Consider the following 26,177-nt stretch of genomic DNA (forward strand, 5'->3'; position numbering starts at 1 on the left):
AATGGACATTACTGCAGAGAGGTGTTCGAATTGAGACTACGTGAACCTTTACCCGAAATGCATGGTGCTACTGAGTGGCTGAATGGTGAAGTTAAGAGAGAACAACTGGTCGGTGAAAAGCCGACACTGATCCATTTTTGGTCCATCAGCTGTCATCTTTGCAAGGTAGCGATGCCAATGGTGAATGAACTCCGCGACAATTACAAAGATAAACTGAATGTTGTTTCTGTCCATATGCCCCGTTCAGAAAAGGACCTGAATATGGATGAAATCAAACAAGTGGCAGCAGAACACAGCATCTCCCAGCCCATTTTCATTGATAATGAACATGATTTGACGGATGCTTTTGAAAATCAATATGTCCCAGCTTATTACCTTTTTGATCATAACGGTTTGTTAAGGCATTTTCAGGCTGGAGGAAGCGGATTGAAGATGCTTGAAAAGCGTGTGAATCGAGTGCTGGAAGAAATCGAAAAGGACCATTAATCCCTCTTTATTTGAGCCGTCTAACAGACACTTTTTATCCATACAGGCACGAGTTTGTCCGATAGAGTCCTTCTATCGGACATTTTTCTTTAATGCGATCACGAGTTTGTCCGATAGAGCCCTTCTAACGGCCACATTTCTTTAATGCGATCACGAGTTTGTCCGATAAAGCCCTTCTAACGGCCATTTTACATCAATACGAGCATTCGATAATATCCGATTTTCAGAATCCTATTCTACATTATTTCCACATCAGTCAAAGTATACGATATCTATGCCACTTCTCATCTTTGTATTTAAAATCAGACAATTCATATAACCGAAAAAATAAAAAAATTCCTGAAAAAGGCTGGAAAAATATTTCGAAAGTCGATATATTATTGTATACGTGCCTTTTATTTTTTTCTAAGGTTTTCCAAAGGGGGGAAATGAATGGAGACATTCAAAAAATTAAAGGAATATTATTGGCCTTTTAAAAATTACTTTATATGGTCAATATTATTTATGTTGATTGTAACGGCAATCACAGTAGTTTATCCGATGATTCTGCAGCTTACTATTGACGAAGCCGTCATCGGAGGACGGTATGAGCTGATTCCGGTTCTAGCTGCCGGATTTGTGGGATCCATGGTCGTGAAAGGTATCTGTACCTACATTTATCAATATACAGGGGATCTGTTCGGGATACATTCTGTCTATAAGTTAAGAAACTCGCTTTATGAAAAGCTTCAGTTTCTTTCTTTCCGATATTATGACAATGCGAAGACTGGTGATTTAATGTCGAGGCTTACTGCAGATGTAGAAGGCTTCCGTTTTTTCCTAAGCTTTGGCTTCTCTGAGTTAATTCGCTTTGTCCTCTTAATTGGCATTAGTTTTTCTGTTATGTTCTATTATTCTATTTCATTGACTCTTGTGACTCTCGCGACGCTGCCTTTCCTTGCTGTAGTCGTGTATAAGTTTGACAGGGCAGTTCATCCAGCGTTCAGGGGGATCCGGAAATCGTTTGGAAAACTGAATACGAAGGTTCAGGAGAATATCAGCGGGATCAACACTGTAAAATCTCTTTCACGCGAAGATTATGAAATTGGCAGATTCAATGCATCGAATGGAAATTATAAAGATCAATATTTATTCACATCGGAAATTTGGGCGAAGTATTTTCCGTTAATGGAGTTTTTGGGGAATTTAAGTGTCGTCCTGCTTTTAGGTTATGGTGGTTTCCTTGTCATGAATGAATCTTTGCTCCCAGGAGAGCTGGTGGCTTTTTACAGCCTTGTATGGTACATCATGTGGCCAATCATGAACCTCGGATTCGTTGTGAATCTATTTTCCCAATCCAAAGCATCAGGAGAAAGATTAATAGAAATTCTTGAGGCCGATGAAGAGATTGAAGAGAAGAGTGGGGCCCTGAAAATTGAAAAGCTTTCAGGTGACGTAGAATTCAATAATGTAACTCTCCGGTATGGAGATGATGAAAATGAAGCTTTATATAATATTACCTTTAAAGCACAACCTGGACAGACAATTGGGCTGATTGGTTCGACTGGTTCAGGAAAAACAAGCATTACACAGCTGATGACAAGGTTTTATGAGCCAGTTGATGGCCAAGTCTTGGTTGATGGCCTGGATATAAAGGATTATTCAATTCGCTCACTTCGCAGCAATATAGGAATTGTCCTTCAGGAATCTTTCTTATTTTCTTCCTCAATCAAAGCGAATATCTCTTATGGAAATCCAGAAGCAACGATGGAGGAAATCATCGCTGCCGCAAAACGCGCTCAAGCACATAGTTTTATTATGGAGCTGCCGGATGGATACGATACGATTCTTGGAGAAAGAGGAATGGGCCTGTCTGGAGGCCAAAAGCAAAGAATCGCGATTGCCAGGGCGATTTGTGTCAATCCAAGCATTTTAATCCTTGATGATGCTACAAGTGCAGTAGATATGGAAACTGAATTCAAGATCCAACAAGCGTTACTGGAAGTCATGAAGGGACGGACGACCTTCATCATCGCACACCGTATTTCTTCCCTTAAGCATGCAGATGAGATTCTCGTACTTGAAAATGGGTCAATTGTTGAGCGAGGAACTCATGAACAACTGATTAAGAATGGCGGAACATATCAAAAAATCTATGATATACAATTTAAAGACCGCCAAAAGGTATCCCAAACTGGCTGATATGTAAATCCAAATATTTGATATCTGTTCGTCATTTTGGTTATAGCACCAGTTATCTACAATGTACAGGGGGGAAGGTTTTGAGTAAGAAAAGAAACTCTCAAGTTTTGAAAAGGTTCCATTATTCTACTGACCAGATTATTGACAAACCTTTTAACTGGAAACAGATGGTAAGACTTTTCGGTTATATGCTTCCATACAAGAAAAAGCTCGTTCCGCTGTCGATTGCTATGGTATTAATCACGACAGCAGTAAGGCTGGCAATCCCAATTTTAATTGGGATTTACACGCTTGACAGAGCTGTTAAAAACAAAGACGCCACCATGCTTTTATGGCTCGTCGCGATCATAGGAGGGTTATATACAGCTTCCTATATCGCAAATATTTTCAGAATCCGATGGATGAACCAATTGGGCCAAAATGTCATATATGATTTGCGCAAGCACTTATTCACCCATGTGCAAAATCTTTCTCATCGCTTTTTTGACCAGCGTTCAGCTGGTTCCATACTCGTGCGGATCATGAATGATATCAATTCCCTCCAGGAATTGTTCACCAACGGTGTCATCAACTTATTGATGGACATCGTTCTGCTGGTCGGTATCTTTTTTATCTTGTTCTCGCTAAGTCCGCAGCTTACACTTGCAATCATGATTATATTACCGATCATGTTCTTGATCTCAACAAAGCTGAGGAAAAACATCAGACGCTCCTGGCAGGATGTGCGCATGAAGCAATCCAAGTTAAATTCCCACCTGAATGAAAGTATCCAGGGAATTAGGGTTACACAATCTTTTACGCAGGAAAAGGAAAATATGGCGTTTTTTGATGGGGTCAACGATGAGACCTTCCAGAGCTGGAAGTCAGCTTCACAGAAAAATGCGATGTTCCGTCCGATGGTTGAATTGACCAATGCACTTGGAACAGCTGTCTTGATTTGGTATGGAGCGAGTTTAATCCAAAATGGAACGATCTCTATTGGTGTATTCGTCTCATTTGCCTTTTATCTTGGTATGTTCTGGGAACCGATTTCAAGGCTGGGTCAGGTGTACAATCAGTTATTGATGGGGATGGCTTCATCGGAACGTATCTTTGAGTTTCTTGATGAGAAGCCCATCGTTTCTGAGGCTGATCATCCGGTCGAACTGGAGGATATGCGAGGAGAAGTCAAATTTGAAAAAGTGGTCTTTTCATATGATGACAAGCGAACGGCGCTTAAAGGGATCAGCCTTGAAATGAAGGCTGGCCAGACAGTTGCCCTCGTTGGTCATACTGGATCTGGTAAGACGACAATCGCCAATTTAATCAGCAGGTTCTATGATCCCACATCCGGAAGGGTATTGGTTGACGATCATGACCTAAAAGAAGTTTCAATAGGCAGTCTAAGGCAGCATATTAGTATTGTCTTGCAGGATACCTTTATTTTTTCTGGAACTATTTACGATAATATTCTTTTTGGAAGGCCGGATGCGACAGAGGAAGAAGTGATGGCTGCTGCTGAAGCTGTAGGGGCAGCCGAGTTCATAAAGAAGCTGCCTAATGGTTATCAAACAGAGGTGGAAGAGAGGGGAAATATCCTTTCAGTCGGTGAAAGACAGCTTCTCTCATTCGCAAGGGCATTGCTGGCCAATCCAAGAATCCTGATCATGGATGAAGCAACGGCAAGTATCGATACAGAAACAGAAATGAAAATCCAAAAGGCCCTGAAGACCCTGTTAAAAGGCAGAACGGCAATCATCATTGCCCACAGACTGTCGACCATCAGGGAAGCGGATAACATCTTTGTGCTCGAGAATGGAATGATCATCGAGAAAGGCAATCATCAACAGCTGATGCAACTCGAGGGTGAATACCACGACCTTGTCAAAGCGCAATTCAATATGCTTGATGCAGTGTAGAAAGCCTTCTTCGTGAAGGCTTTTTTATATCCTAAGATTAACCGTACCAGAATCATGGTGATAGAAAATGTGAACATAGTCCGAAATAAAAGCAGATATGCTGTTCGGTTACAAGAAGATAGAGCATATGGCCGAAAAGGGAGTGCTTGTGCTTATCTCAGCAATCTGTAACTTTTTAACAAACTAACCGTCAAATTCATAAATAGAAGTGTTTCAAGGGGGCTTTTCATTGTTGAAAAAAATGATTTTCATGAGTCTTTTGTTCGTTCTTATTCTTGCAGGCTGCAGCGGAGGCATGTCACAGGATGAAAGTAAAATGAGTGCTGATGGTGATAGCAATACTAGCATGGAAAATGTTAGTCATGATGAAGTTGGTTTTTCAGAGGATAATAGTGCTGGAGAAGAATCAAAAGAAGAGGGTCAAGCCAGCCAAGAGATAGATGAATCAGCTTCTCAGCGGATGGTCATCTATAATGCTGAAATGGATATCAGAGTGGAGAGCTTTGAAAAAGCGCGCAATGCTCTTGAGAATAAAGCAAAAGAGTACAAGGGATATATTGTACAATCTAATTCAAATCGTTATGATGGCGAACAGCAAAGTGGCACAATGACGTTCAGGATTCCCCAGGAGCATTTTCATGCGTTCCTGAATGATGCTGAGGGTCTTTCAGTGCAAGTTAATAATCGGCACGTAAGCGGGCAGGACGTTACAGAGGAGTATGTTGACCTGGAATCTCGATTGAAATCAAAGAAGGCTGTCGAAGCGAGGCTGCTGGATTTCATGAAGCAGGCGCAAAAAACTGAGGATCTTTTGAAGATTTCATCTGATTTAGCAGATGTCCAGGAACAGATTGAACAAATTGCGGGCAGGAAGAAGTTCCTCGAAAACCAGACAGCACTTTCGACTGTAACAATCTCCCTGCAAGAAAATGAAGTGCCAGTCCCGAAAATAGATAATGACAGCTTGAACACCTGGCAGAAGATAAAAAAGCAATTTGCTGATAACATCAACATCTTGCTGGCAGCAGGTTCAGGTATCATAGTATTCCTGATTGGCAATCTCCCTATCCTCTTATTAGTAGGTGCGATTGTGGCTGCCATCATATACTTTGTTAGAAAGAAGGCAGGGCCAAGACAAAATAACAATATTGATTCCAATAGCTAACAAAAAACCGTTGCGATTGTCGCAACGGTTTTTCACTTATACTTCCATAATGATCGGCAGGATCATTGGACGTCGTTTTGTTTTTTCATAAAGGAAAGGTGCAAGAGTATCAGTGATTTCGTTTTTAATTTCTGACCACTGAGTCGTTTTTCGTTCCATCACTTTATTCAAGTGTTTATTGATTAAACTCTGGGCATCGTTGATCAAATCACCGGACTCTCTCATGTAGACAAATCCGCGTGAGATCAGGTCTGGGCCAGCTGCAATCTTGAATTCCTTCATATTGATGCTTACAACTACAACAACAAGGCCTTCCTCGGAAAGGATTCGGCGGTCACGAAGAACAATGTTCCCTATATCGCCAACTCCGCTTCCATCAATGTAAACATTGCCGGAAGGAATTTTGCCAGCTACGCCAACTTCATTATCACCCAGAGCAAGTACTTCGCCGTTATCCATGATAAAGCAGTTCTCTTCAGGAACTCCACAATCGGTAGCGAGTTTCGTATGCATCTTTTGCATGCGGTACTCACCATGGATTGGCATAAAGTATTTCGGTTTGATGAGGCGAAGCATCAATTTCTGTTCTTCCTGACCACCGTGGCCTGAAGTATGGATGTCATTCAATGATCCGTGGATAACATCAGCACCTGCTCGGGAAAGCATGTTGATTGTCCTGTTAACGCTGATGGTGTTACCCGGGATCGGAGAAGACGAGAATACAACTGTATCGCCTGGCTGAATTTGGATTTGGCGGTGTGTACCGTTCGCAATCCTTGATAACGCAGCCATTGGCTCGCCCTGGCTTCCAGTACAAAGGATTGTAACCTGGTTGGCAGGGAGTCTGTTGATTTGCTGCGCTTCAATGAATGTATCCTTTGGCGCAGTGATATAACCTAGGTCTTGTCCGATATTGATAGCTGATTCCATGCTTCGGCCGAATACGGCAACTTTTCTGCCGTTTGCGACTGCTGCTTCCACAACCTGCTGCAAGCGATGGATATTGGAAGCGAAGGTAGCAAAGATGATCCGTCCATCCACTTTTCGGAAAATATCATGAATGCTCTCGCCAACACGGCGCTCAGACATTGTGAAATGTGGAACCTCGGCATTTGTGCTGTCCGATAGCAAACAAAGGACACCTTCTTTGCCGATTTCAGCCATTTTAGTTAAATTGGCTGGTTCGCCAACAGGCGTAAAGTCAAATTTAAAATCGCCAGTGTGGACGACTTGCCCAGGAGGCGTTTTCACGACAACACCATATGAATCAGGAATACTGTGTGTAGTCCTGAAGAAAGTGACTGATGTCTTACGGAATTTGATGATATCTTCTTCTTTAATTTCAATCAGTTTTGCTTTTCGCAACAGTCCATGCTCTTCAAGCTTGTTTTTGATCAGGCCAAGTGCTAGCTTGCCGCCGTAGATCGGAACATTGATTTCACGCAGCAGATAAGGAATGCCGCCGATGTGGTCTTCGTGGCCATGGGTAATGAAAAGGCCTTTGATTTTGTCTTCATTTTTTACCAGGTACGAATAGTCAGGGATAACATAATCGATGCCGAGCAATTCATCCTCTGGGAATTTTATGCCGGCATCAATCAAGATGATTTCATCCTGGAACTGCACCCCATAGGTGTTCTTACCGATTTCGCCTAATCCACCGAGCGCGAAAACGGCTGTTTGGTCATTTTTAACGAATTTCATAAATTATTCGATCTCCAATACTTCAAAGTCTTCTTTTTGCTTCTCGTACTCAAAATAGTTACCCTCAACTGCCTCGACATATTCAATATTATATTGGCGGTCAGCTATTTTTGTCCGTACATCTCTTTCAGAGTCAGCTTCTACATAAATGGTTTGCGTTTTTTCGCGAACTGGTACTTGCTTGTTTGATTCCTGGAAGTAAACTTTAAAAATCATTAAAAATCTCTCTCCTTAAATTAACTTTTTCTTTATAGGCAATTTCCGATCAAACGCTTTGCAGATTTATGCGATTCCCTGTCTGATAAATTCCAAAGGTAGACGAACTCAAATAAGTAGGTAAAGCATAATTCTGTCAAAACAATATTCGAAATCAGCCAAATATAAAAATTAACAATGTTACCATTGTTATTATCCATCGTTCCATGTTTTCCGCTATTAACCAATTTACAATAAGGAAGGAGCCCTTCGCAAGTTTGAAGGGCTCAAAAAGTTAAGCGATTGTTTTTTTTCGAAGCAAATCTTTCCACTGTTTTAAAAGCTTCTTTCTTAGCTTCTTTAACATAGTGGATCATCTCCTTAGTTCTTATTTTAAACTATCCTTGTCCAAAGTAAAGTAAACAAGGAAAAGTTTAGCAAAGATTATTTTTCAAATTCCTATCTTTTTGTTTATATTATATGATGAAATAGCAAATTTTTTCATGGTTATTGATGGAATGACATAAATTGTCATATGTTTGACACAGAATTTCTTTTCTAATTTCTGTACACGCACCTATGAATTTGATAGACTACCGTGATTACATATAAAAAGCAAGGCTGATATCCAATGTTAATTGAGATAGCAATAGCGTATGGAAATATTTTCTCAACAAAATAAAATATACTTTCAAGAATAGCATCAAAGGAGAGAATCATGAGTAAAATCGTATTTTTTGATATTGATGGTACATTGCTGGACCATGATAAAAACCTGCCGTCGTCTGCAAAAGAGGCAATTAAAGCATTGAAGGAAAACAGTGTGTTCGTCGCCATTGCTACAGGAAGGGCTCCGTTCATGTTCGAAAGCCTTAGAAAAGAGCTGGACATTGATTCTTTTGTGAGCTTTAACGGACAATATGTTGTATTCGAAGGGGAGCCAATCTATAAGAATCCTTTGAACAATGATAAGATAGAAAAACTTTATTTAGAAGCATCTGATAAGGAACATCCAGTCGTTTTTATGAACCATATGACCATGAAATCATCAGTGAAGCACCACAGTTTTATCGAAAAGAGTCTTGGCGGACTGAAGTTTGCCCACCCTGAACATGACAATCGATTTTATGTAGACCGAGACCTCTACCAAACACTCTTGTTCTGTGAGGAAGGGCAGGAAAAGTATTATAGGGAAACCTACCCAGAATTTAACTTTATCAGGTGGCATCCATACTCTGTTGATATTCTGCCAGCAGGAGGGTCTAAAGCAGAAGGAATCAAGAAGATGGTGGACCGATTAGGTTTCAAACCGGAAGATGTATATGCTTTTGGTGATGGGTTGAATGATCTTGAGATGATTCAAGCAGTCGGCACGGGGGTTGCCATGGGCAATGCCGTACCAGAACTTAAGGAGCTGGCCAATAAGGTTACCCGAGATGTAGCTGACGACGGAATCTGGCATGGATTGAAAGAGTTGAAATTGATTTAGATCATTGCAATTCGAGAGTAAATGAAACAGGTTTGATGTGATATACCTGATGATGTTCTGTAGTGGTAGTTATTATGACAGGATGAATAAGAAAAACGGAAAAGCTGTCAAGATTACGCCTGAATTATGCCAGCTTCAAGCTTATTGATAGAGAAGTTGTCAAGAATACATCGGAATTATGACAGGTTGGAGGGGTAAACTGGAAAAGCTGTCAAGATTACGCTGGAATTATGACAGCTTCAAGCCTATTGATAGAGAAGCTGTCAAGAAAAGACCGGAATTTAGACAGGTTTGGCCGTAAAAGGCGAAAAGCTGTCAAGAAAAGGCTGTAATTCAGACACCTTGACTGTGAAAAGGAGAAAAGCTGTCAAGAAAAGACTGTAATTCAGACACCTTGGCTGTGAAAAGGAGAAAAGCTGTCAAGAAAACATCGGAATTCAGACAGGTTTACATGGTGAAAGTGGAATCCTGTCATAATTGAACTCCGATTTAGCCAAAGCATACAATATTACTAACGTAGTTAAAGCCACAAAAAAGCCGAATCATTCAGATTCGGCTTTTATCTTTCAACTGGTTTTGCATCGGGAACTTCGGCGAATGGATCTTGTTTATTAATGTGGTCGTAAAACATAATGCCATTCAGATGATCGATTTCGTGCTGGAAAACAATCGCTGGCAAGCCTTTCAAGCGAAGCTTTACTTCGTTTCCTTCAAGATTTACTCCTTTGACCGTTATTCTTGCATATCTCGGCACAAAACCTGGGATCGATTCATCAACTGACAGGCATCCTTCACCGGCTGCGAGGTAGGAACGTTCAACTGAATGGCTGATAATTTTTGGGTTGAAGAGGGCTTGGCTTAGTAGATTATCTTTTTCATCAGTAACATGAACAGCAATCATTCTTTTTGAAACATTTATTTGTGGTGCAGCAAGACCGATTCCAGGACGAAGTCCATGTTTTTGGGCAATCTCAGGGTCCTGGCTGTTTTTAACATATTCAATCAGGTTTTCAAGTACTGCCTTATCTTCCTGTGAAGGGGGCATTGGAACTTCTTCCGCGACTTTTCGGAGCACGGGATGTCCATCACGGACGATATCATTCATCGTCAACATAAACTTCACCTCTAGTATGTAATAATGTTAAGTCTAACAAATGAACAGTAAAAAGTTAACTAGAAAATGTTTAAAAGAGAGAGGTGTTTACCTCCCTCTTTCTCTCCCTTTAAAACTTCCAGCAGGCGCAGCCAACAATGATCAGAAGGATGAACAACACGACAATCAAAGCGAATCCATTGCCATACCCTGCTCCTGCAACCGGATAACCACATCCATATCCGTAACCGTGCATCAGGAAACCTCCTCAATTGTGTTTTTCGCCCGTTAATCGGTCGATTGCTATAGCCTATGCACAAGAAAATATTAAGTGTAGGCGTAAGCCTAGAGCATAAACACACTGGGGAATGAATATATTTAGGGAAAGGACAAGCATTTACCACTCCGATATGAACAATTAATTCCGCAAAATTTCATATCTATTGTCAAATCTCGCCGCAATCGCTATAGTAAAATTGGTATCAATGAGGAGGTTATTATTTTGTCCATTTTTAAAAAAATAAGTTTAGCTATTATAATGATGGCTGGAGTTTTAAGTCTAGCTGGGTGTCTGGACAAGCAATCACCAGAGGAAAAAATGTTTGAAGCACTTGAGAAGGTCGTTTCAATTGAAAAAGGGTTCGAGGATCAGCAGGATCCGCTTGTAGAGCTGGAAAAGAAGGAAAAGGAAATATATGAGCAAATCATTTCACTCGGAATGAAGGAATATGACCAAATTGTTAAGCTGGCAGATGAGGCATTGGCTATAGCTGACAAACGTGCAGAACATATTGATAAGGAAAAAGAAAGTATAGATGAATCCGAAAAAGAGTTTGGGAATGTGGACAAGATCATCGACGAAATAGATGACCCTAAACTGAAGAAGCAGGCAACTGAACTGCAGGCGACTATGAAAGAAAGATATGAAATCCATGATAAGCTTTACAAAAACTACAAACAAGGTCTTCAATTTGACAAAGAGCTTTATGAAATGCTTAAAGATAAGGAATTAAGCTTTGAAAAACTCGAAGAACAAATCAATAAAGTAAATGAAGTGTATGAAACTGTATTGAATAATAATCAGGAATTCAATGAAAAGACTGACCAGTATAATCAAGAAAAAATGAATTTTTACAAAAAAGCTGGTATAGAAGTTAGCTCGGAAAAGGAAAAGTAATAAGTGTGATGTAAGCCGCTTTTGTAAAAGCGGCTTTTTGTTTTGCTTTTGAGAGGAACGCCCCCTGCGGAGAGGGAAACCTGCTAAAGGTTTATATCAATGCCAAATGCCTTCTTAAGCCATATAAATACCGTTTTACAGAACTAATACAGTTTGAATTAAAAGCAATTTATTATAGTACAGTAATTAATAAACAGTAATACAGTTGCTTTTTTGAGATAATAACATACCGATAGTGAATAAAATTAAAAAAGATGAAACATAGTATTTGACGGACATATTTTCGTGATGTAAACTAAAAAACGAATGAGTGAATTGTATTAATCTATTTTTGTTTTTTATTGATACAGCATTTTTGATACAAGAATGGAGAAATAAAAGTTTTTTTATAGTAAATCTGTGGAAAACTAAAGAATGGTGTGTTCATAAGTGTTCAGTGCAAAAGTTTTTTTGAAAAACCTTCCTGAATCATTCATGATCGGCCAAGAAAACAATTCAGCTCTGACATGTATTTAGAAACCCGGGGAAGTTTATCCTGATATTGGGTAACCTATTTTTGTATATTCAATTAAAATTTATGAAGCATGAAAGGAAGAGGTGGCTCTGATGGCATCTAAAACAAAAAACAACACTGTTGATGCAATGAAGCAGCTCGAAAAGATTGAAAGCCAATTTGAAATGTTCCAGATTTTGAATGAAGAGGGCGAAGTCGTAAATGAAGCGGCAATGCCTGAGCTTTCAGACGAGCAATTACAAGAATTAATGAAGCGTATGGTTTATACAAGGATTCTGGATCAGCGTTCAATTTCATTGAACCGCCAGGGACGCCTAGGATTCTATGCTCCTACAGCAGGACAGGAAGCTTCCCAGCTTGCATCTCAATTTGCACTTGAGAAAGAAGACTTTATCCTTCCAGGATATCGTGATGTTCCCCAAATGATTTGGCACGGACTTCCACTTACGCAAGCATTCTTATTCTCACGCGGGCACTTCAAGGGTAATCAAATACCTGAAGGTGTAAATGTAATCTCACCACAAATCATCATTGGTGCTCAGTACATCCAGGCTGCAGGTGTAGCGCTTGGAATGAAGAAGCGCGGAACGCAGGCAGTAGCTGTTACTTACACAGGTGATGGCGGTTCATCTCAAGGTGACTTCTATGAAGGAATCAACTTTGCAGGTGCATACAAAGCGCCGGCAATCTTCTTCGTTCAGAACAACCGTTTCGCGATTTCTACTCCAGTTGAAAAGCAAACTGCTGCTCAGACAATTGCTCAAAAAGCTGTTGCTGCTGGTATTCCTGGTATTCAGGTTGACGGTATGGACCCGCTTGCAGTTTACGCAGTTACTCTTGAAGCACGTAAGCGCGCAGTTAACGGAGAAGGCCCAACATTGATCGAAACAATGACTTACCGTTACGGTCCACATACAATGGCTGGTGATGATCCAACTCGTTACCGTACATCTGATCTGGACAATGAATGGGAAAAGAAAGATCCATTAGTACGTTTCCGTAAGTTCTTGGAAAAGAAAAACCTATGGACTGAAGATATGGAAAACGAAACAATCGAAAAAGCAAAAGAAGAAATCAAAAACGCTATCAAAGAAGCGGATGATACTCCTAAGCAAAAAGTAACTGACCTTATGGAAATCATGTATGAAGAAATGCCAGACTACTTAAAAGAACAGTATGAAATATATAAAGAGAAGGAGTCGAAGTAAGCCATGGCTCAAATGACAATGATTCAAGCAATTACAGACGCTCTTCGCGTAGAGATGAAGAACGATCCAAACGTACTTGTATTCGGGGAAGACGTAGGCGTTAACGGCGGTGTATTCCGTGCGACTGAAGGCCTTCAAAATGAATTTGGAGAAGACCGTGTATTTGATACACCGCTAGCAGAATCCGGAATTGGCGGATTGGCGATTGGTCTTGCGCTTCAAGGTTACCGTCCTGTTCCTGAAATCCAATTCTTCGGCTTTGTTTTCGAAGTAATGGATTCTATTGCAGGGCAAATGGCTCGTATGCGCTACCGTTCAGGCGGCCGCTACAGCTCACCAGTAACAATCCGTTCACCATTTGGCGGTGGCGTACATACTCCAGAGATGCACGCTGACAGCCTTGAAGGAATGGTTGCACAGCAGCCGGGCCTAAAGGTCGTTATCCCATCAACTCCATATGATGCAAAAGGATTACTGATTTCATCCATCCGTGATAACGATCCAGTCATTTTCCTTGAGCACATGAAGCTTTACCGCTCTTTCCGTCAGGAAGTACCGGAAGAAGAATACACAATTCCGCTAGGAAAAGCAGATGTTAAGCGTGAAGGAAAAGACCTGTCCATTATTACTTATGGTGCAATGGTTCACGAATCATTAAAAGCAGCTGAAGAGCTTGAAAAAGACGGATACTCTGTAGAAGTAATCGACTTAAGAACAGTAATGCCTTTCGACATTGAAACAATCATTGCTTCTGTTGAAAAAACAGGAAGAGCAATTGTTGTGCAGGAAGCTCAAAAACAGGCTGGTATGGCTGGACAGATTGTTGCAGAAATCAACGATCGTGCAATCCTTAGCCTTGAGGCACCAGTATTGCGTGTAGCAGCTCCAGATACAGTTTTTGCATTCTCTCAAGCAGAATCTGTTTGGCTGCCTAACTACAAAGATGTAATTGCAACAGCTAAAAAAGTACTTACATTCTAATTAAATGCTGAAATTATAAAGTTTGAAAAAACTTAGGAGGGTGAATTCCATTGGCATTCCAATTTAAGCTGCCAGACATCGGTGAAGGTATTCACGAAGGTGAAATAGTCAAGTGGTTCGTGAAGCCTGGCGAAAAAGTTCAGGAAGACGATGTACTTTGCGAAGTGCAAAATGACAAAGCGGTTGTTGAAATTCCTTCACCTGTCGCTGGTACAGTCGAAGAAGTTTTAGTAGAAGAAGGAACAGTAGCAACAGTAGGACAGGTTCTTGTAACGTTCGATGCTCCTGGCTACGAGCACCTTAAATTCAAAGGTGAAGAAGAGGATGCTCCTGCTGAGCAGCCTAAACAGGAAAAGACAGAAGCACAGGTTCAGTCTACAATGGAATCTGGTCAAAAAATTGAAAAAGAAGCAGCAGATGCTCCTGCTCCTGCAGGTCAGACTGGTGCTGGCGCAGCGGCTGCACCACAAGCTGAGGTTGATCCTGACCGCCGAATCGTCGCAATGCCATCAGTCCGTAAGTACGCGCGTGAAAAAGGCGTTGATATCCGTCAGGTTGCTGGTTCAGGCAAGAATGGCCGCATCGTTAAAGATGATATCGACAACTTCCTAAGCGGAGGCGCTCCTGCAGCGGCTGCACCGCAAGCAGATCAAGCTCAGGCAGCTCAAGCTGAAGCTGAAGAGGCACCAAAAGCCGCAGCGGCTCAGGCTATTCCAGAAGGACAATATCCTGAAACGCGCGAAAAAATGAGCGGAATCAGAAAAGCAATCGCTAAGGCAATGGTTAACTCCAAGCATACAGCTCCACACGTTACTTTGATGGACGAAGTAGACGTAACGAAGCTTGTCGCACATCGCAAGAAGTTCAAAGAAGTTGCTGCAGAAAAAGGAATCAAGCTTACATTCCTTCCTTATGTGGTAAAAGCATTAACAAGCGCATTGCGTGAATACCCAGCGTTGAACACATCTCTTGATGATGCAACAAGCGAAATCGTTCACAAGCACTATTATAATATTGGTATTGCAGCAGACACAGAAAAAGGCCTGCTTGTACCAGTTGTAAAAGACGCTGACCGTAAATCTGTGTTCTCTATCTCTAATGAGATCAATGAACTTGCAGGCAAAGCTCGTGATGGCAAGCTTGCGCCAGATGAAATGAAGGGTGCTTCTTGCACAATCACGAACATCGGATCTGCTGGCGGACAATGGTTCACACCAGTTATCAACCATCCAGAAGTAGCGATCCTGGGAATTGGCCGAATTGCTGAAAAGCCAGTAGTTAAAGAGGGGGAAATTGTAGCTGCTCCTGTACTAGCGCTTTCTCTAAGCTTCGACCACCGCATGATCGACGGCGCTACTGCACAGCACGCTTTGAATCACATCAAGCGCCTTTTGAACGATCCAGAACTATTGTTAATGGAGGGGTAATAAATGGTAGTAGGAGATTTTCCAATCGAAACTGATACTCTTGTCATTGGTGCCGGACCTGGCGGATACGTGGCAGCGATTCGCGCTGCCCAGCTAGGTCAAAAAGTAACAATCGTAGAAAAAGCAACTCTTGGCGGAGTGTGCCTGAACGTGGGATGTATTCCTTCAAAAGCTTTGATCTCAGCAGGTCACAGGTACGAAAACGCTTTGCACTCTGAAGACATGGGTATCAAAGCGGAAAACGTAACGCTTGATTTCTCTAAAGTTCAGGAGTTTAAGGCTGGAGTAGTCAAAAAATTGACTGGCGGAGTCGAAGGTCTATTGAAGGGTAACAAAATCGATATCGTAAGTGGTGAAGCTTATTTTGTCGATTCCAATACGATTCGTGTAATGGATGAAAATTCAGCCCAGACATATACTTTCAAAAATGCGATCATCGCTACTGGATCTCGTCCAATCGAGATTCCAGCGTTCAAATACTCCAAGCGCGTGCTTGATTCTACTGGAGCACTTAATCTTCAAGAGCTTCCAGAGAGCATTGTTGTTATTGGTGGCGGGTACATTGGTACGGAGCTAGGTGGAGCATACGCAAGCTTTGGAACTAAAGTAACCATTCTTGAAGGTGCAGACGAAATCCTTAATGGATTCGAAAAGCAGATGTCAGCTCTAGTAAAACGCAACCTGAAGAAGAAGGGTGCAGAAATCATTACTAAGGCACTTGCTAAAGGTGTCGAAGAAACTGACTCTGGCGTCACTGTTAAGTATGAAGCAAACGGTGAAGAGAAGAAAATCGAAGCAGACTACGTGTTTGTAATGGTAGGGAGAAAGCCTAACACTGACGAACTAGGCCTTGAGCAAGTTGGCATCGAGATGTCTGACCGTGGCGTTATCAAAATTGACAAACAGTGCCGCACAAATGTAAGCAATATCTATGCGATTGGTGACATTGTCGAAGGACCGCCATTAGCCCACAAAGCATCATACGAAGGTAAAATTGCTGCTGAAGCAATCGCTGGACATCCTTCAGAAATCGACTACCTGGCAATTCCAGCAGTTGTATTCTCTGATCCAGAATTAGCGTCAGTTGGCTACTCTGAAAAGGAAGCGAAAGATGCAGGCATCGATATCACAGCATCTAAATTCCCGTTTGCTGCAAATGGCCGTGCACTATCACTTAACCAGACAGACGGCTTCTTGAAGCTAATCACGCGCAAAGAAGATGATATTGTAATCGGTGCACAAATCGCTGGCCCGAATGCTTCTGATATGATCGCAGAGCTTGGTCTTGCAATTGAAGCAGGCATGACTGCTGAAGACCTGGCAATGACAATCCATGCTCACCCAACACTTGGTGAGATTACGATGGAGGCTGCAGAGGTAGCACTTGGAAATCCAATTCATATCGTAAAATAAATTAAAAAATCCTTTCCTGATTAGATGGAAAGGATTTTTTTATTCATTATTCAGAGCAGCCGATAGAGGTTCAATAATTTGTTCCTTCGATACATTGCCATTCACATTGGCAAGGACCTGATCCTGATGGATAATCAGGATTGCCGGGAATTGTTTAACCTTAAAAAGATCGTAGTATTTATTGGCGTTAGCTGCAGGAATGACAACAATATTATCAAAAGCGGCAGGATATTCTTTCTTTAATTCTATAATGGCATCATAGTAGGATGCTTCTTGTTTATAGTTTTCATCATCTGAAAAGAAAACGACTTGTTTTATATCTTCATTAAGCTCCAATTCATCTGAATCGTTGACTGGGTTGCATGAAGCCGTAAGGAATAGGAACGTAGCGACAAAAACAAAAGACAAACTTTTCATTTATCTTTGCCTCACTTTTTTTCGGAATGTTGTTTTACTATGAGTAACAGGTTGTCCATATTCTATCACAGTAATTTCCAAAAGAATGGAATGTTATTGAATTGTTACATAAATGAAAAATATCCTCACCAACCGGACATATACTAGTAAAAAGATTTGAATGTTTATTCTATCGTGACATGGGAAAAAGATAATTTAGATATGGTGGTGGAGGATTTGAAGGTGTATGCAGTTTTGCTGCTTCAATTAATTATCTGGAGTGGATATACCTTAATAGAATGGCTATCCAAACACGATCATCCAATTTATAATGGTATTATGTTCTTGGTATTTTTCTATTTAGCCATAATAATAGGCAATATTATTATGAAGTCGGCAAGGAAAACCTTTTTTATAACGATTTTGAGCCTTGCCATTTATGGATCGTTTCATATGACAATGTCTTTTATTTCTTTTATTTGGATTTCCTGAAATACTGAGAATGTAAAATATTTAAGCCATCAACTTTTTCATCAAAGATTTACTAGCAGGAGGGGAAAGTCTTGAAAAGAACATTTTTGTTAGCGATTGCAGTGTCATTGATTTTAGCAGGTTGCGGAGCTAAAGAAGAATCACAGAAGTCAAATGGCACAAGTGATGAAGGAAAAGAACAAGTCCATAAAGAGGAGGAAACTACTGAGGAGAAGCCGAAAACAGATGCTGCACAAGGAGCGGAGGAACCAGCTGAAGATGAAGTAAAGAGCGAAGAAGTAGTACAAGCGTCACCTCAGTATAAAATGAGCGGCGATTTTTCTATCCAAAATATCGACAACCCAGATGAAAAAATAGTTTTATTGACCATTGACGATGCACCGGACAAAAATGCACTTGATATGGCTAAAACGTTAAAAGAGTTAAATGTAAAAGCCATCTTTTTTGTGAATGGCCATTTCCTTGACACTCCTGAAGAAGGGGAAATCCTGAAGCAGATTCACAAAATGGGCTTTCCGATTGGGAACCATACATATAATCACAAATCTTTGAGAGACTTAACAGAGGAAGAACAAAGGAAAGAGATTGTTGACCTTAATGACAGGGTGGAGGAACTCATTGGCGAAAGGCCGCAATTTTTCAGGGCTCCGTTCGGTATGAATACGGATTACAGCAAACAACTGGCAGCGGATGAAAAAATGCTGCTAATGAATTGGACCTACGGTTATGATTGGGAGAAAGATTATCAATCAAAGGAAGCTCTTGCGGACATTATGGTGAATACGCCCTTACTCCGAAATGGGGCGAATTTGCTGATGCATGACAGGAAGTGGACAAGTGAAGCACTAGGGGATATCGTAAAAGGCCTGCAAAATAAAGGTTATAAAATCGTTGATCCAACTCAAATCGAAACTCCAGCAAATAAAGAAACGGCTGCTCAATAGCAGCCGTTTTTGATGTTTTAAAAAGTCAATCGGTGCGAACTATTTGAGTTCCGTATGCTGCGGAACCAGGAAAGTGTTTTTAGAGCGAAAATGTCTTTATTTGCGTGGATAGAAATACATAACCCTTCCATTGAATAAATGAAGCTCGCCCTGCAATTTTTTACCGATGAATTTACTGAATTCATTTGCTTTTCCCTTGTCCCCGGCTGTAGCTGTTGGAGGAAGGGTGATTTGTATGTATGATTGCTCGCGTTCTGTACCTTCTTCATCGACAACTTTTTCTTTATCAACGCCAATTAGAATTGCATTATAACGGTCTTGGGATGATTGCAGATAAAACCATGTGCCTTTCCCATCCTCTTTTTCCTTGAGGTCATAAGGAAATGCGGAATTTTCATAATTCCAATCAACCTGGTCACCTGTTTTAGCCGTTATTTCCTTATAGTAATTAAATAAATCCTTTAGTTCTTCGGTGGAAATGGCTTGCTGAGATGATGATGGAACAAGTTTGATATAAGCATTACTAGACATCGTCCAATCCCCTTTTCCTATCTATTCTTCATCATTTTATCACTCCTGAAAAAGCATTGACAATAGAATAAGTGCTTTTTAGCTTCTTACGCGCTTGCCTTTTTGACATAAATAAATTATAATAATATTCTAAATATTAAATTAAAAAAGGAGGAGGCATATGGAACTATTCGAAAAGCTTTATGATGAGCACGAAAAGGTTCACGTCAGGTTTGTGGGGTTCACTACTTATGATACTCGTTATGACTTTGGGATCGTGTCTACAAATATGTTTTTCGGAAAACCTCTTGTAGTCTGCATGCAGACGGGGCGTTCAGCACTCCTCGACCCTAAGGACATAGAAGACGTAGAATATTTGCAGAAAGCATTCCATATTACAGAAGTCCGGCAGGCTGAGGACCTTGCATTATTTTTCAATGAAGAATTGCCAACAGCCCCGTTCCAGACTCAATATGAATAAGCGGGAGACGAGAGCAGGCCAAAAAGGCCTGTTTTTTGGTTTGCGGTAATTACTTGAGGAAAAGTTCTTAATGGGCATCTACAAAATAACTCTCACCTAAAAAGTGTCATACTAATTGTTTGTATAACATATATTGTGGGTACATATAACATAAATTACCTCATAAAAAAATAAAAGTGTTATACAGTTTAGGCTTGAAATCTAAATAGTGTTATATTATTATAGACTTAGATATTGATAAAGCGCTTTCAAAAATCAAAACGAAAAGGAGTTTGAAAATATGGGCACAATCGTTTGTCAAACTTGCAATGCTACAATTGACCATTTCGAAGATGAGAAAGTAACGGTATTATATTCAAAAAAATGCAACTGCTGCGACCATGAAGGTGCAGAAGAAAGATAAGAATAGATAAAAGGGCATGCATACTGCATGCCCTTCTTTTTTACAAGATAAGAAAGTGTAGATTTTCACTTCGAGAATTGTCTAGCTCCAGCGCCTAGCCCCTCGAGTCGCTTGTCTAGCTGCGGCTCCTAACTCCTCGAGACGCTTCGGTCCTGCCAATGAAGTCAAAGACCGACTTCACTGGCAAGCCCTCCAGCGCTTGTCGGAGTTGGGCAGTCGCCTCCGCATTTCGATTTGTCTAGTGTCGCCTCCTAGAAACTCCGAAATTTCAACTCCACCGGCAGAAGCAAAAAGCGCTTCTTTGTCGGAGTCTCCAGTTTCTGCGTTTCTGGGCAGTCGGCTATACATTTCAGTTGAGGTCCGCCCAGTGAAGTCAAAGAACGACTTCACTGGGCGGACCTCCGTGGCACACGATGTGCTAGACCCGCCAGCCACAGGACGTGGCGCTTTCAGGCGGGCAGCGCTTGTCGGGCTCACCAAGGCGGTTGCGCTTTTCTTATCTGATTGCTTTGTGTTCTTTTATCACCCTGAATGATTTCATTTCATCATCTTCTGGTCCTTGTACAGGAAGGCCGGCTTCCATATTGGTCTTGATATATACAAGGTTTTCTTCTGTGATGATTTCTCCTGGTATGAAAATTGGAATTCCAGGTGGATATACCATAACGAATTCTGCAATGATCCGTCCCTCTGATTCTTCGACAGGCACCACTTCAGTATCTGCGTAGAAAGCATCCCTAGGTGTCAACGCCAATAATGGAATGTCCGGTAGCATAACTTCAGCATGTACTTTCTCTGCAAGATGATGGAATTCTTTTGAAAGTTCACGTAAGGCCTGAACAAGAATTTCAGCTTCCTTTTGAGTGTCACCAGGGGTGATGATGCAAAGGATATTGTACAAATCTGAAAGTTCAACTTCGATATTGTATTTCTCGCGAAGCCATTTTTCGACCTCATATCCAGTAATATTTAAATCTTTAATGCTTATTAGTACTTTTGTTGGGTCAAAGTCATAAGTAGCGTTCGTACCCAGCAAGTCTTCTCCTGGACAGTAAAGATGCTCGATGTCATTGACTTGACCACGGATCCATTTTGCCAATTTAATGGTGCGGTCGATGATTTCTCTTCCTTCAATAGACAGCCTTCTTCTTGCAGTATCCAGTGATGCGAGCAAGAGGTATGAAGTAGAGGTAGTTGTCAGCATGCTGATGATTGATTGTACGCGTTTTGAAGATACCAAACCTTCTTTTACATTCAGGATCGAGCTTTGTGTCATTGATCCGCCAAGCTTATGAACGCTCGTTGCTGCCATGTCAGCACCAGCCTGCATTGCTGAAAGCGGGAGGTCTTCATGGAAGTGGATATGGACGCCATGCGCTTCATCAACCAGGACTGGAACATCGTATGAGTGGGCAATCTCAACGATTTTTTTCAGGTCAGCTGCAAAGCCGAAATACGTTGGGTTGATTACAAGCAGACCTTTTGCATCTGGATGCTGTTCAAGAGCCTTCTCGACGGAATCAGTTGAGATGCCGTGAGAAATTCCGAGCTTTTTATCAATTTCAGGGTGGATAAAGATTGGAATGGCACCTGAAAAAACAATAGCCGACATAATCGATTTATGCACGTTCCTTGGAACGATGATCTTGTCCCCAGGTCCGCACACAGTCATGATCATCGTCATGATCGCGCCGCTCGTTCCCTGTACAGAGAAGAAAGTATGATCTGCACCAAATGCTTCAGCGGCAAGTTCCTGGGCTTGCTTAATGATGCCCTTAGGGGAATGCAGGTCATCGAGAGGCCCGATGTTGATCAAATCGATGGATAATGCATTATCACCTATGAACTCTCTGAATTCTGGATCAATCCCGCTACCTTTTTTATGGCCGGGAATATGGAACTGAATCGGATTCTTTTCTGCGTGCTTTAATAGGCTGGTAAACAATGGTGTTTCTTTTTGTGACAATGGATGATCACACCTCTTTATGTTATTGGATTTCCTTGTTTATAGGTTATGATTAGCTTTTGAAAAAATAAAACACATGCATTATAGCACTAATCAAGGTGTTTGCAAAGAAAATCAGAATATCAAGAATAACGTGATACGAAATTTTTGGAAACAGGAAAAAGAGCTGTGATAATAGAAGTAATATTAATGAAACAATTATGAGGGGGATGAGAATATGAACTGGAATACAGATGTAACGAACCTTTTAGGGATACAATATCCGATAGTCCAGGGAGGCCTTGCTTATCTGGCATATTCCGAACTTGCTGCTGCTGTATCGAATGCAGGGGGATTAGGCCAGATCACAGCAATGTCACTTCCTGATACTGAGACATTAAGAAAAGAAATACATAAAGTGAGAGAGCTGACTGACAAGCCATTCGGAGTCAATTTTGCCATCGGGCAGCATGGCAGGCCTTTTTCTCATTATCTGGATGTAGCTATTGAAGAAAATGTTCCTGTTATTTCGATGACAGGGGGAAACCCGGCACCGATTTTTGAACAGTTAAAAGGCACAAATGTTAAAAAGCTTGTTCTTGTCGCAGCGAAAAGGCAGGCCCAGAAAGCAGAGGAGCTGGGAGCGGATGCAGTCATGGTTGTCGGCCAGGAAGGCGGAGGACATTTAGGAAAGAGTGATATAGGAACAATGGTGCTCATTCCCTCAGTAGTAGATTCAGTGAATATCCCTGTTATTGCTTCAGGAGGAATCGGCGATGGCAGAGGCTTGATGGCAGCGTTGAGCCTGGGAGCACAAGGGATAGAAATGGGTACACGCTTCATCGCAACCAAAGAATGCGTCCATGCGAACGAGCTTTACAAGCAGAAGCTTGTTGAAGGTACGGAAAATGATACCACAGTAATAAAAAGAACACTCGGGATGCCGGCAAGGGCAATTGCCAATCCATTGACAGAAAAAATCCTCGAAATAGAGAAGCAAGGTGGCGGTTATGAAGATTTAAAAGAGTTGATCAGCGGAACAGCTAACCGCAAGTATATTTATGAAGGCGATGATGAAAACGGGTTTGGCTGGGCTGGCCAAGTGATGGGATTAATAAAGGACTCTCCAACAGTAGCTGAGCTATTTGAAAGAATCATCAACGAAGCTGAAGAAATAAGAACAAACTGGGGAAGATGAAGCCCTGATTTCTTGCACTCAATAATAAATAGCGGTAAAATCGATTAACATACAAGGAATGCACGGGATCAGATGGTTTCTGGCATTGCATAAAAAGCAGGTGAAAGCATGGAATACCAATATCCAATAGACTATACATGGTCAACAGATGAAATTGTTGACGTCATTCACTTTTATGAATGTATTGAAAAAGCATATGAAAAAGGCATCGATCGAGATTCATTACTTAACGCGTATAGGCGTTTTAAAGAAATAGTGCCAGGAAAAGCCCAGGAAAAAACACTATTCAATGAATTTGAAGAAGTGAGCGGCTGCGTACCTTACCAGGCAGTAAAAGCAATCAAAGAAACCGGGTCAGGTGAAAAGATAAAAGTAGTTCAGAAAAGAAAAAATTAGATCAAAATAAATATGAAGAAAGAGCCCATGCAAAAAGGGCTCTTTCTTTTGTCCGGCTCCGGCTCCTATTTTCTCGAGACGCTTGTCTAGTGTCGCCTCCTAGAAACATCGGAAACTGGACAGTCGGCTATACTTTTCGGTTTCGGTCCTGCCCATGAAGTCAAAGAGCGACTTCACTGTCAGGCCCTCCGTGGCACACGATGTGCTAGACCCGCCAGCCACACGATGTGGCGTTTTCAGGCGGGCAGCGCTTGTCGGAAATGGGCAGTCGCCTATGCACTTAATGGTTTATGCTAATTTATATAAGGGTAATATTTCTCTAAATACAAAATCAATTTTAGAAAGCATTTCATCACCGCTTAGTTTGACGGCTTCCTCACGAGGGATGTTCAGACCGCACAGGATTTCAGCTTTTTTCACGGTTTGAAGGCGCTTGAACATCGAAAGAAGGTCTTCCTTGGAAAGCTCACTTTGAATAGTGGCTTCAGGCTTCATATGATCGATGGACCAGTAGAAATCCTTCGGAGTACGTTTGTAGATGGAATCGATGTTTTCTTCTAGTTTTTTACCAATCGCTTCCTTCTCAGGTGCTTCGTATATAACAGCAAACCAGATAAAGACATGGGTCTCCCACAATCCGATCTGAAAATGAGGGAGCATCTTATAGCCTCTTGGGTTGCTGGCGAACGCTACCCACGTATCTTTTGGCGGATTCTTCGTCCTCCTGGCGTGTTTTGCAACATGGTAATGCATCTCATCGCCGGCAATGCTAGAAAGCGTTGGAGCGAAGTGCTGGCCGAGGTCTTCCAGTTTAGGGCGGATCTGGGATTTTAAGGCCTCCATTCGTTCATCAAGACCATCTATTTTGAAAACATCGAAATCTGCTTGTTCAAATCCTGAAAATGACAATATAAAAACCTCCTAGTGCTTTGTCAAATATTGTAGCAAAATCATTATAAAAAAAGAAGCGACAAGCATTTTACCGAGTCATGGGTATACGCACAAATTTGTACCACTGCCAAATGGAAATTCATACACTAAATAAAAAAACAGAAATTTATAGAGGAGTGTAAATTAATGAAACAACTTATAAACTCAACAAGGAAAAGAAATGGTGAGCTCCAAAGAACTGCTGTACTGCGTTTGGAAATGGATTACGAATTAGCCACCCTTTTTGACGCGATGACGGAGTCTGATAAACCAAAAATGAAAGAATGTAAACAGAAACTCGAAAGAATTCGACAAGAATTATTACGTTTAAAAGCTCTGTAATAATTATAATGCTCTCGGAAAGAAGAAGGTAAGGAATGATGATGACAATAATGGAAAACTGCAGTAATCAAGACGCTTGACGAACTCCTGTAAAGCTGATGGGGTTCGTTTTTTATTTCCAGCTTAGCTCTAAATGCCCAAAATGGTATTAACCTTATGAATGTGGTCATTTAACATCTTGAGAATATTTGCATGTTATGGAGATGACAGGGGGAATCCTAATACTTGATGAAAATGAATATAATCCGATAAGCTTAAGTAGATTCCTAAAGCTTGATTGATCGTAAAAATCTATGAACGGGGGGAAGCTGAATGGAATATAATTTGAAAGAAATTGATACATACGCGAAAAGCTGGATAAAAGAGGCTGGTGAAAATATCAGGGCTTCTTTTCCAAAAACATTAAATGTCACGTCAAAATCAAATCCCAATGACCTGGTAACAGATATAGATAAAGGGACAGAGCAATATTTTATCAAAAAAATCAAAGGTGCTTTTCCTGATCATCGAATCATGGGTGAGGAAGGGTATGGAGACGAAGTGACATCTTTATCAGGTGTTGTTTGGATCATAGATCCAATCGATGGAACAATGAATTTTGTTCACCAACAGCGGAACTTCGCAATCTCAATCGGTATTTATATTGATGGAGAAGGTATGATAGGACTTATTTATGATGTGGTACACGATGAACTTTATCATTGCATAAAAGGGAAGGGAGTTTATTTAAACGAAAAATCAATCCCTCAACTTACAGAAGCCAAGGTAAGTGAAGCGATTCTTGCTCTCAATGCTACTTGGGTAGCCCCTAATAAACGGATAGATCACGAATTACTCATACCCCTTGTAAAAGCCGTGAGAGGAACTCGTTCCTATGGTTCAGCGGCTATGGAAATGGTGTATGTCGCAACGGGGAGAATAGATGCTTATATGACTCCAAGGCTTGCACCGTGGGATATCGCTGCCGGTATCATCATGATCAAGGAACTTGGTGGTGAAACTACGGATCTAAGGGGAGGAGAACTGGATATGCTCCAGCAGAGTTCTTTATTTGTATCTAAGCCAGGCCTGCATGGTGATATACTCAAGAATTACCTTAAAGATGGAAAATGGTAACTTTAACTTGGAGAAGATTTCAAAGCACTGATCTCCTGTTTTTCCATGGTCTTATATCCGAAAGTGTTAAGTGGAGTAAAAATGAGCTGAGAG

Annotated in this window: 26 protein-coding genes; 17 read left to right on the forward strand and 9 right to left on the reverse strand. The window is 41.1% G+C overall.

Annotated elements, in window-relative coordinates; genetic code table 11:
* Positions 1 to 30: 30 nt before the first annotated feature.
* From DYI25_RS02365 to DYI25_RS02380, 4 genes are all read left to right on the forward strand, one after another.
* Positions 31 to 486: a TlpA family protein disulfide reductase gene (locus DYI25_RS02365; RefSeq protein WP_213366616.1), complete on the forward strand. Its 456-nt coding sequence runs from the start codon at positions 31 to 33 to the stop codon at positions 484 to 486.
* Between the two features lie 432 nt (positions 487 to 918).
* Positions 919 to 2,667: an ABC transporter ATP-binding protein gene (locus tag DYI25_RS02370; RefSeq protein ID WP_213366618.1), complete on the forward strand. Its 1,749-nt coding sequence runs from the start codon at positions 919 to 921 to the stop codon at positions 2,665 to 2,667.
* A gap of 80 nt (positions 2,668 to 2,747) precedes the next feature.
* The gene (locus DYI25_RS02375; protein ID WP_249745216.1) at positions 2,748 to 4,565 is read left to right on the forward strand and encodes an ABC transporter ATP-binding protein; all 1,818 of its coding nucleotides are present in this window, start codon (positions 2,748 to 2,750) and stop codon (positions 4,563 to 4,565) included.
* Between the two features lie 229 nt (positions 4,566 to 4,794).
* The gene (locus DYI25_RS02380; RefSeq protein ID WP_249745217.1) at positions 4,795 to 5,730 is read left to right on the forward strand and encodes a DUF4349 domain-containing protein; all 936 of its coding nucleotides are present in this window, start codon (positions 4,795 to 4,797) and stop codon (positions 5,728 to 5,730) included.
* Positions 5,731 to 5,766: 36 nt separating this feature from the next.
* On the opposite strand, the gene rnjA is transcribed toward DYI25_RS02380, so the two are convergent.
* Positions 5,767 to 7,434, reverse strand: a complete 1,668-nt coding sequence (gene rnjA / locus DYI25_RS02385; RefSeq protein WP_213366620.1) for a ribonuclease J1 — start codon at positions 7,432 to 7,434, stop codon at positions 5,767 to 5,769.
* A 3-nt stretch (positions 7,435 to 7,437) separates the two neighbouring features.
* Entirely contained in the window at positions 7,438 to 7,650 is a 213-nt protein-coding gene (locus DYI25_RS02390) for a DNA-dependent RNA polymerase subunit epsilon (protein WP_213366622.1), read from the reverse strand.
* A 697-nt stretch (positions 7,651 to 8,347) separates the two neighbouring features.
* Between DYI25_RS02390 and DYI25_RS02395 the strand changes: the two genes are divergently transcribed.
* Entirely contained in the window at positions 8,348 to 9,118 is a 771-nt protein-coding gene (locus DYI25_RS02395; RefSeq protein WP_213366624.1) for a Cof-type HAD-IIB family hydrolase, read from the forward strand.
* A gap of 559 nt (positions 9,119 to 9,677) precedes the next feature.
* On the opposite strand, the gene def is transcribed toward DYI25_RS02395, so the two are convergent.
* Both def and DYI25_RS02405 read right to left on the reverse strand, forming a co-directional pair.
* On the reverse strand, positions 9,678 to 10,232 hold the full coding sequence (gene def / locus DYI25_RS02400; RefSeq protein ID WP_213366626.1) for a peptide deformylase: 555 nt from the start codon (positions 10,230 to 10,232) through the stop codon (positions 9,678 to 9,680).
* 109 nt (positions 10,233 to 10,341) lie between these two features.
* Complete coding sequence (locus DYI25_RS02405) at positions 10,342 to 10,467, reverse strand: YjcZ family sporulation protein (protein WP_084135439.1); 126 nt, start codon at positions 10,465 to 10,467, stop codon at positions 10,342 to 10,344.
* Between the two features lie 246 nt (positions 10,468 to 10,713).
* Between DYI25_RS02405 and DYI25_RS02410 the strand changes: the two genes are divergently transcribed.
* The 5 genes from DYI25_RS02410 (at position 10,714) to lpdA (ending at position 16,931) form a co-directional block, all read left to right on the forward strand.
* Complete coding sequence (locus DYI25_RS02410; RefSeq protein ID WP_249745218.1) at positions 10,714 to 11,388, forward strand: YkyA family protein; 675 nt, start codon at positions 10,714 to 10,716, stop codon at positions 11,386 to 11,388.
* A gap of 606 nt (positions 11,389 to 11,994) precedes the next feature.
* Complete coding sequence (gene pdhA, locus DYI25_RS02415) at positions 11,995 to 13,110, forward strand: pyruvate dehydrogenase (acetyl-transferring) E1 component subunit alpha (protein ID WP_213366628.1); 1,116 nt, start codon at positions 11,995 to 11,997, stop codon at positions 13,108 to 13,110.
* A gap of 3 nt (positions 13,111 to 13,113) precedes the next feature.
* Positions 13,114 to 14,091: an alpha-ketoacid dehydrogenase subunit beta gene (locus DYI25_RS02420; protein WP_213366630.1), complete on the forward strand. Its 978-nt coding sequence runs from the start codon at positions 13,114 to 13,116 to the stop codon at positions 14,089 to 14,091.
* Between the two features lie 50 nt (positions 14,092 to 14,141).
* Entirely contained in the window at positions 14,142 to 15,518 is a 1,377-nt protein-coding gene (locus tag DYI25_RS02425) for a dihydrolipoamide acetyltransferase family protein (protein WP_213366632.1), read from the forward strand.
* 3 nt (positions 15,519 to 15,521) lie between these two features.
* Positions 15,522 to 16,931: a dihydrolipoyl dehydrogenase gene (gene lpdA, locus DYI25_RS02430; protein WP_213366634.1), complete on the forward strand. Its 1,410-nt coding sequence runs from the start codon at positions 15,522 to 15,524 to the stop codon at positions 16,929 to 16,931.
* A gap of 39 nt (positions 16,932 to 16,970) precedes the next feature.
* Here the strand turns inward: lpdA and DYI25_RS02435 are convergent, their stop codons facing one another.
* Entirely contained in the window at positions 16,971 to 17,348 is a 378-nt protein-coding gene (locus DYI25_RS02435) for a small peptidoglycan-associated lipoprotein (RefSeq protein WP_213366636.1), read from the reverse strand.
* 542 nt (positions 17,349 to 17,890) lie between these two features.
* Between DYI25_RS02435 and DYI25_RS02440 the strand changes: the two genes are divergently transcribed.
* Entirely contained in the window at positions 17,891 to 18,763 is an 873-nt protein-coding gene (locus DYI25_RS02440) for a polysaccharide deacetylase family protein (RefSeq protein WP_249745219.1), read from the forward strand.
* A gap of 96 nt (positions 18,764 to 18,859) precedes the next feature.
* Here the strand turns inward: DYI25_RS02440 and DYI25_RS02445 are convergent, their stop codons facing one another.
* The gene (locus tag DYI25_RS02445; protein WP_213366638.1) at positions 18,860 to 19,294 is read right to left on the reverse strand and encodes a DUF1885 family protein; all 435 of its coding nucleotides are present in this window, start codon (positions 19,292 to 19,294) and stop codon (positions 18,860 to 18,862) included.
* 160 nt (positions 19,295 to 19,454) lie between these two features.
* Here DYI25_RS02445 and DYI25_RS02450 point away from each other — a divergent pair, with 160 nt between their 5' ends.
* The gene (locus DYI25_RS02450; RefSeq protein ID WP_213366641.1) at positions 19,455 to 19,754 is read left to right on the forward strand and encodes a DUF3055 domain-containing protein; all 300 of its coding nucleotides are present in this window, start codon (positions 19,455 to 19,457) and stop codon (positions 19,752 to 19,754) included.
* 280 nt (positions 19,755 to 20,034) lie between these two features.
* Positions 20,035 to 20,157: a GapA-binding peptide SR1P gene (locus DYI25_RS02455; protein ID WP_023615067.1), complete on the forward strand. Its 123-nt coding sequence runs from the start codon at positions 20,035 to 20,037 to the stop codon at positions 20,155 to 20,157.
* Positions 20,158 to 20,334: 177 nt separating this feature from the next.
* Here DYI25_RS02455 and DYI25_RS02460 read toward each other — a convergent pair whose 3' ends face one another.
* Positions 20,335 to 20,547: a hypothetical protein gene (locus DYI25_RS02460; protein ID WP_213366643.1), complete on the reverse strand. Its 213-nt coding sequence runs from the start codon at positions 20,545 to 20,547 to the stop codon at positions 20,335 to 20,337.
* A 106-nt stretch (positions 20,548 to 20,653) separates the two neighbouring features.
* The gene (locus DYI25_RS02465) at positions 20,654 to 22,123 is read right to left on the reverse strand and encodes an aminotransferase class I/II-fold pyridoxal phosphate-dependent enzyme (protein ID WP_213366645.1); all 1,470 of its coding nucleotides are present in this window, start codon (positions 22,121 to 22,123) and stop codon (positions 20,654 to 20,656) included.
* A gap of 217 nt (positions 22,124 to 22,340) precedes the next feature.
* Here DYI25_RS02465 and DYI25_RS02470 point away from each other — a divergent pair, with 217 nt between their 5' ends.
* On the forward strand, positions 22,341 to 23,300 hold the full coding sequence (locus DYI25_RS02470) for an NAD(P)H-dependent flavin oxidoreductase (protein ID WP_213366647.1): 960 nt from the start codon (positions 22,341 to 22,343) through the stop codon (positions 23,298 to 23,300).
* A gap of 108 nt (positions 23,301 to 23,408) precedes the next feature.
* The gene (locus tag DYI25_RS02475; protein WP_213366649.1) at positions 23,409 to 23,696 is read left to right on the forward strand and encodes a UPF0223 family protein; all 288 of its coding nucleotides are present in this window, start codon (positions 23,409 to 23,411) and stop codon (positions 23,694 to 23,696) included.
* A 288-nt stretch (positions 23,697 to 23,984) separates the two neighbouring features.
* On the opposite strand, the gene DYI25_RS02480 is transcribed toward DYI25_RS02475, so the two are convergent.
* A complete protein-coding gene (locus DYI25_RS02480) occupies positions 23,985 to 24,605 on the reverse strand; it encodes a YktB family protein (RefSeq protein WP_213366651.1) in 621 nt (206 codons plus the stop codon).
* 168 nt (positions 24,606 to 24,773) lie between these two features.
* Here DYI25_RS02480 and DYI25_RS02485 point away from each other — a divergent pair, with 168 nt between their 5' ends.
* Entirely contained in the window at positions 24,774 to 24,968 is a 195-nt protein-coding gene (locus tag DYI25_RS02485) for a hypothetical protein (RefSeq protein ID WP_079508291.1), read from the forward strand.
* A 312-nt stretch (positions 24,969 to 25,280) separates the two neighbouring features.
* Positions 25,281 to 26,084, forward strand: a complete 804-nt coding sequence (locus tag DYI25_RS02490; protein WP_213366654.1) for an inositol monophosphatase family protein — start codon at positions 25,281 to 25,283, stop codon at positions 26,082 to 26,084.
* Positions 26,085 to 26,177: the final 93 nt, after the last annotated feature.

Origin of the sequence: Mesobacillus boroniphilus (assembly GCF_018424685.1) — a bacterium.
Lineage (GTDB): Bacteria > Bacillota > Bacilli > Bacillales > Cytobacillaceae > Mesobacillus > Mesobacillus boroniphilus_A.

What these genes read in the sequence shown, in the direction of transcription:
- DYI25_RS02455 (WP_023615067.1), top strand. Translation starts at nt 20,035, where the DNA reads ATGGGCACAATCGTTTGTCAAACTTGCAATGCTACAATTGACCATTTC.
- DYI25_RS02405 (WP_084135439.1), bottom strand. Translation starts at nt 10,467, where the DNA reads ATGCACGGTTACGGATATGGATGTGGTTATCCGGTTGCAGGAGCAGGG.
- DYI25_RS02490 (WP_213366654.1), top strand. Translation starts at nt 25,281, where the DNA reads ATGGAATATAATTTGAAAGAAATTGATACATACGCGAAAAGCTGGATA.
- DYI25_RS02420 (WP_213366630.1), top strand. Translation starts at nt 13,114, where the DNA reads ATGGCTCAAATGACAATGATTCAAGCAATTACAGACGCTCTTCGCGTA.
- DYI25_RS02370 (WP_213366618.1), top strand. Translation starts at nt 919, where the DNA reads ATGGAGACATTCAAAAAATTAAAGGAATATTATTGGCCTTTTAAAAAT.
- rnjA (WP_213366620.1), bottom strand. Translation starts at nt 7,434, where the DNA reads ATGAAATTCGTTAAAAATGACCAAACAGCCGTTTTCGCGCTCGGTGGA.
- DYI25_RS02445 (WP_213366638.1), bottom strand. Translation starts at nt 19,294, where the DNA reads ATGTCTAGTAATGCTTATATCAAACTTGTTCCATCATCATCTCAGCAA.
- def (WP_213366626.1), bottom strand. Translation starts at nt 10,232, where the DNA reads ATGTTGACGATGAATGATATCGTCCGTGATGGACATCCCGTGCTCCGA.
- DYI25_RS02470 (WP_213366647.1), top strand. Translation starts at nt 22,341, where the DNA reads ATGAACTGGAATACAGATGTAACGAACCTTTTAGGGATACAATATCCG.
- DYI25_RS02435 (WP_213366636.1), bottom strand. Translation starts at nt 17,348, where the DNA reads ATGAAAAGTTTGTCTTTTGTTTTTGTCGCTACGTTCCTATTCCTTACG.
- lpdA (WP_213366634.1), top strand. Translation starts at nt 15,522, where the DNA reads ATGGTAGTAGGAGATTTTCCAATCGAAACTGATACTCTTGTCATTGGT.
- DYI25_RS02450 (WP_213366641.1), top strand. Translation starts at nt 19,455, where the DNA reads ATGGAACTATTCGAAAAGCTTTATGATGAGCACGAAAAGGTTCACGTC.
- DYI25_RS02395 (WP_213366624.1), top strand. Translation starts at nt 8,348, where the DNA reads ATGAGTAAAATCGTATTTTTTGATATTGATGGTACATTGCTGGACCAT.
- DYI25_RS02485 (WP_079508291.1), top strand. Translation starts at nt 24,774, where the DNA reads ATGAAACAACTTATAAACTCAACAAGGAAAAGAAATGGTGAGCTCCAA.
- DYI25_RS02475 (WP_213366649.1), top strand. Translation starts at nt 23,409, where the DNA reads ATGGAATACCAATATCCAATAGACTATACATGGTCAACAGATGAAATT.
- DYI25_RS02390 (WP_213366622.1), bottom strand. Translation starts at nt 7,650, where the DNA reads ATGATTTTTAAAGTTTACTTCCAGGAATCAAACAAGCAAGTACCAGTT.
- pdhA (WP_213366628.1), top strand. Translation starts at nt 11,995, where the DNA reads ATGGCATCTAAAACAAAAAACAACACTGTTGATGCAATGAAGCAGCTC.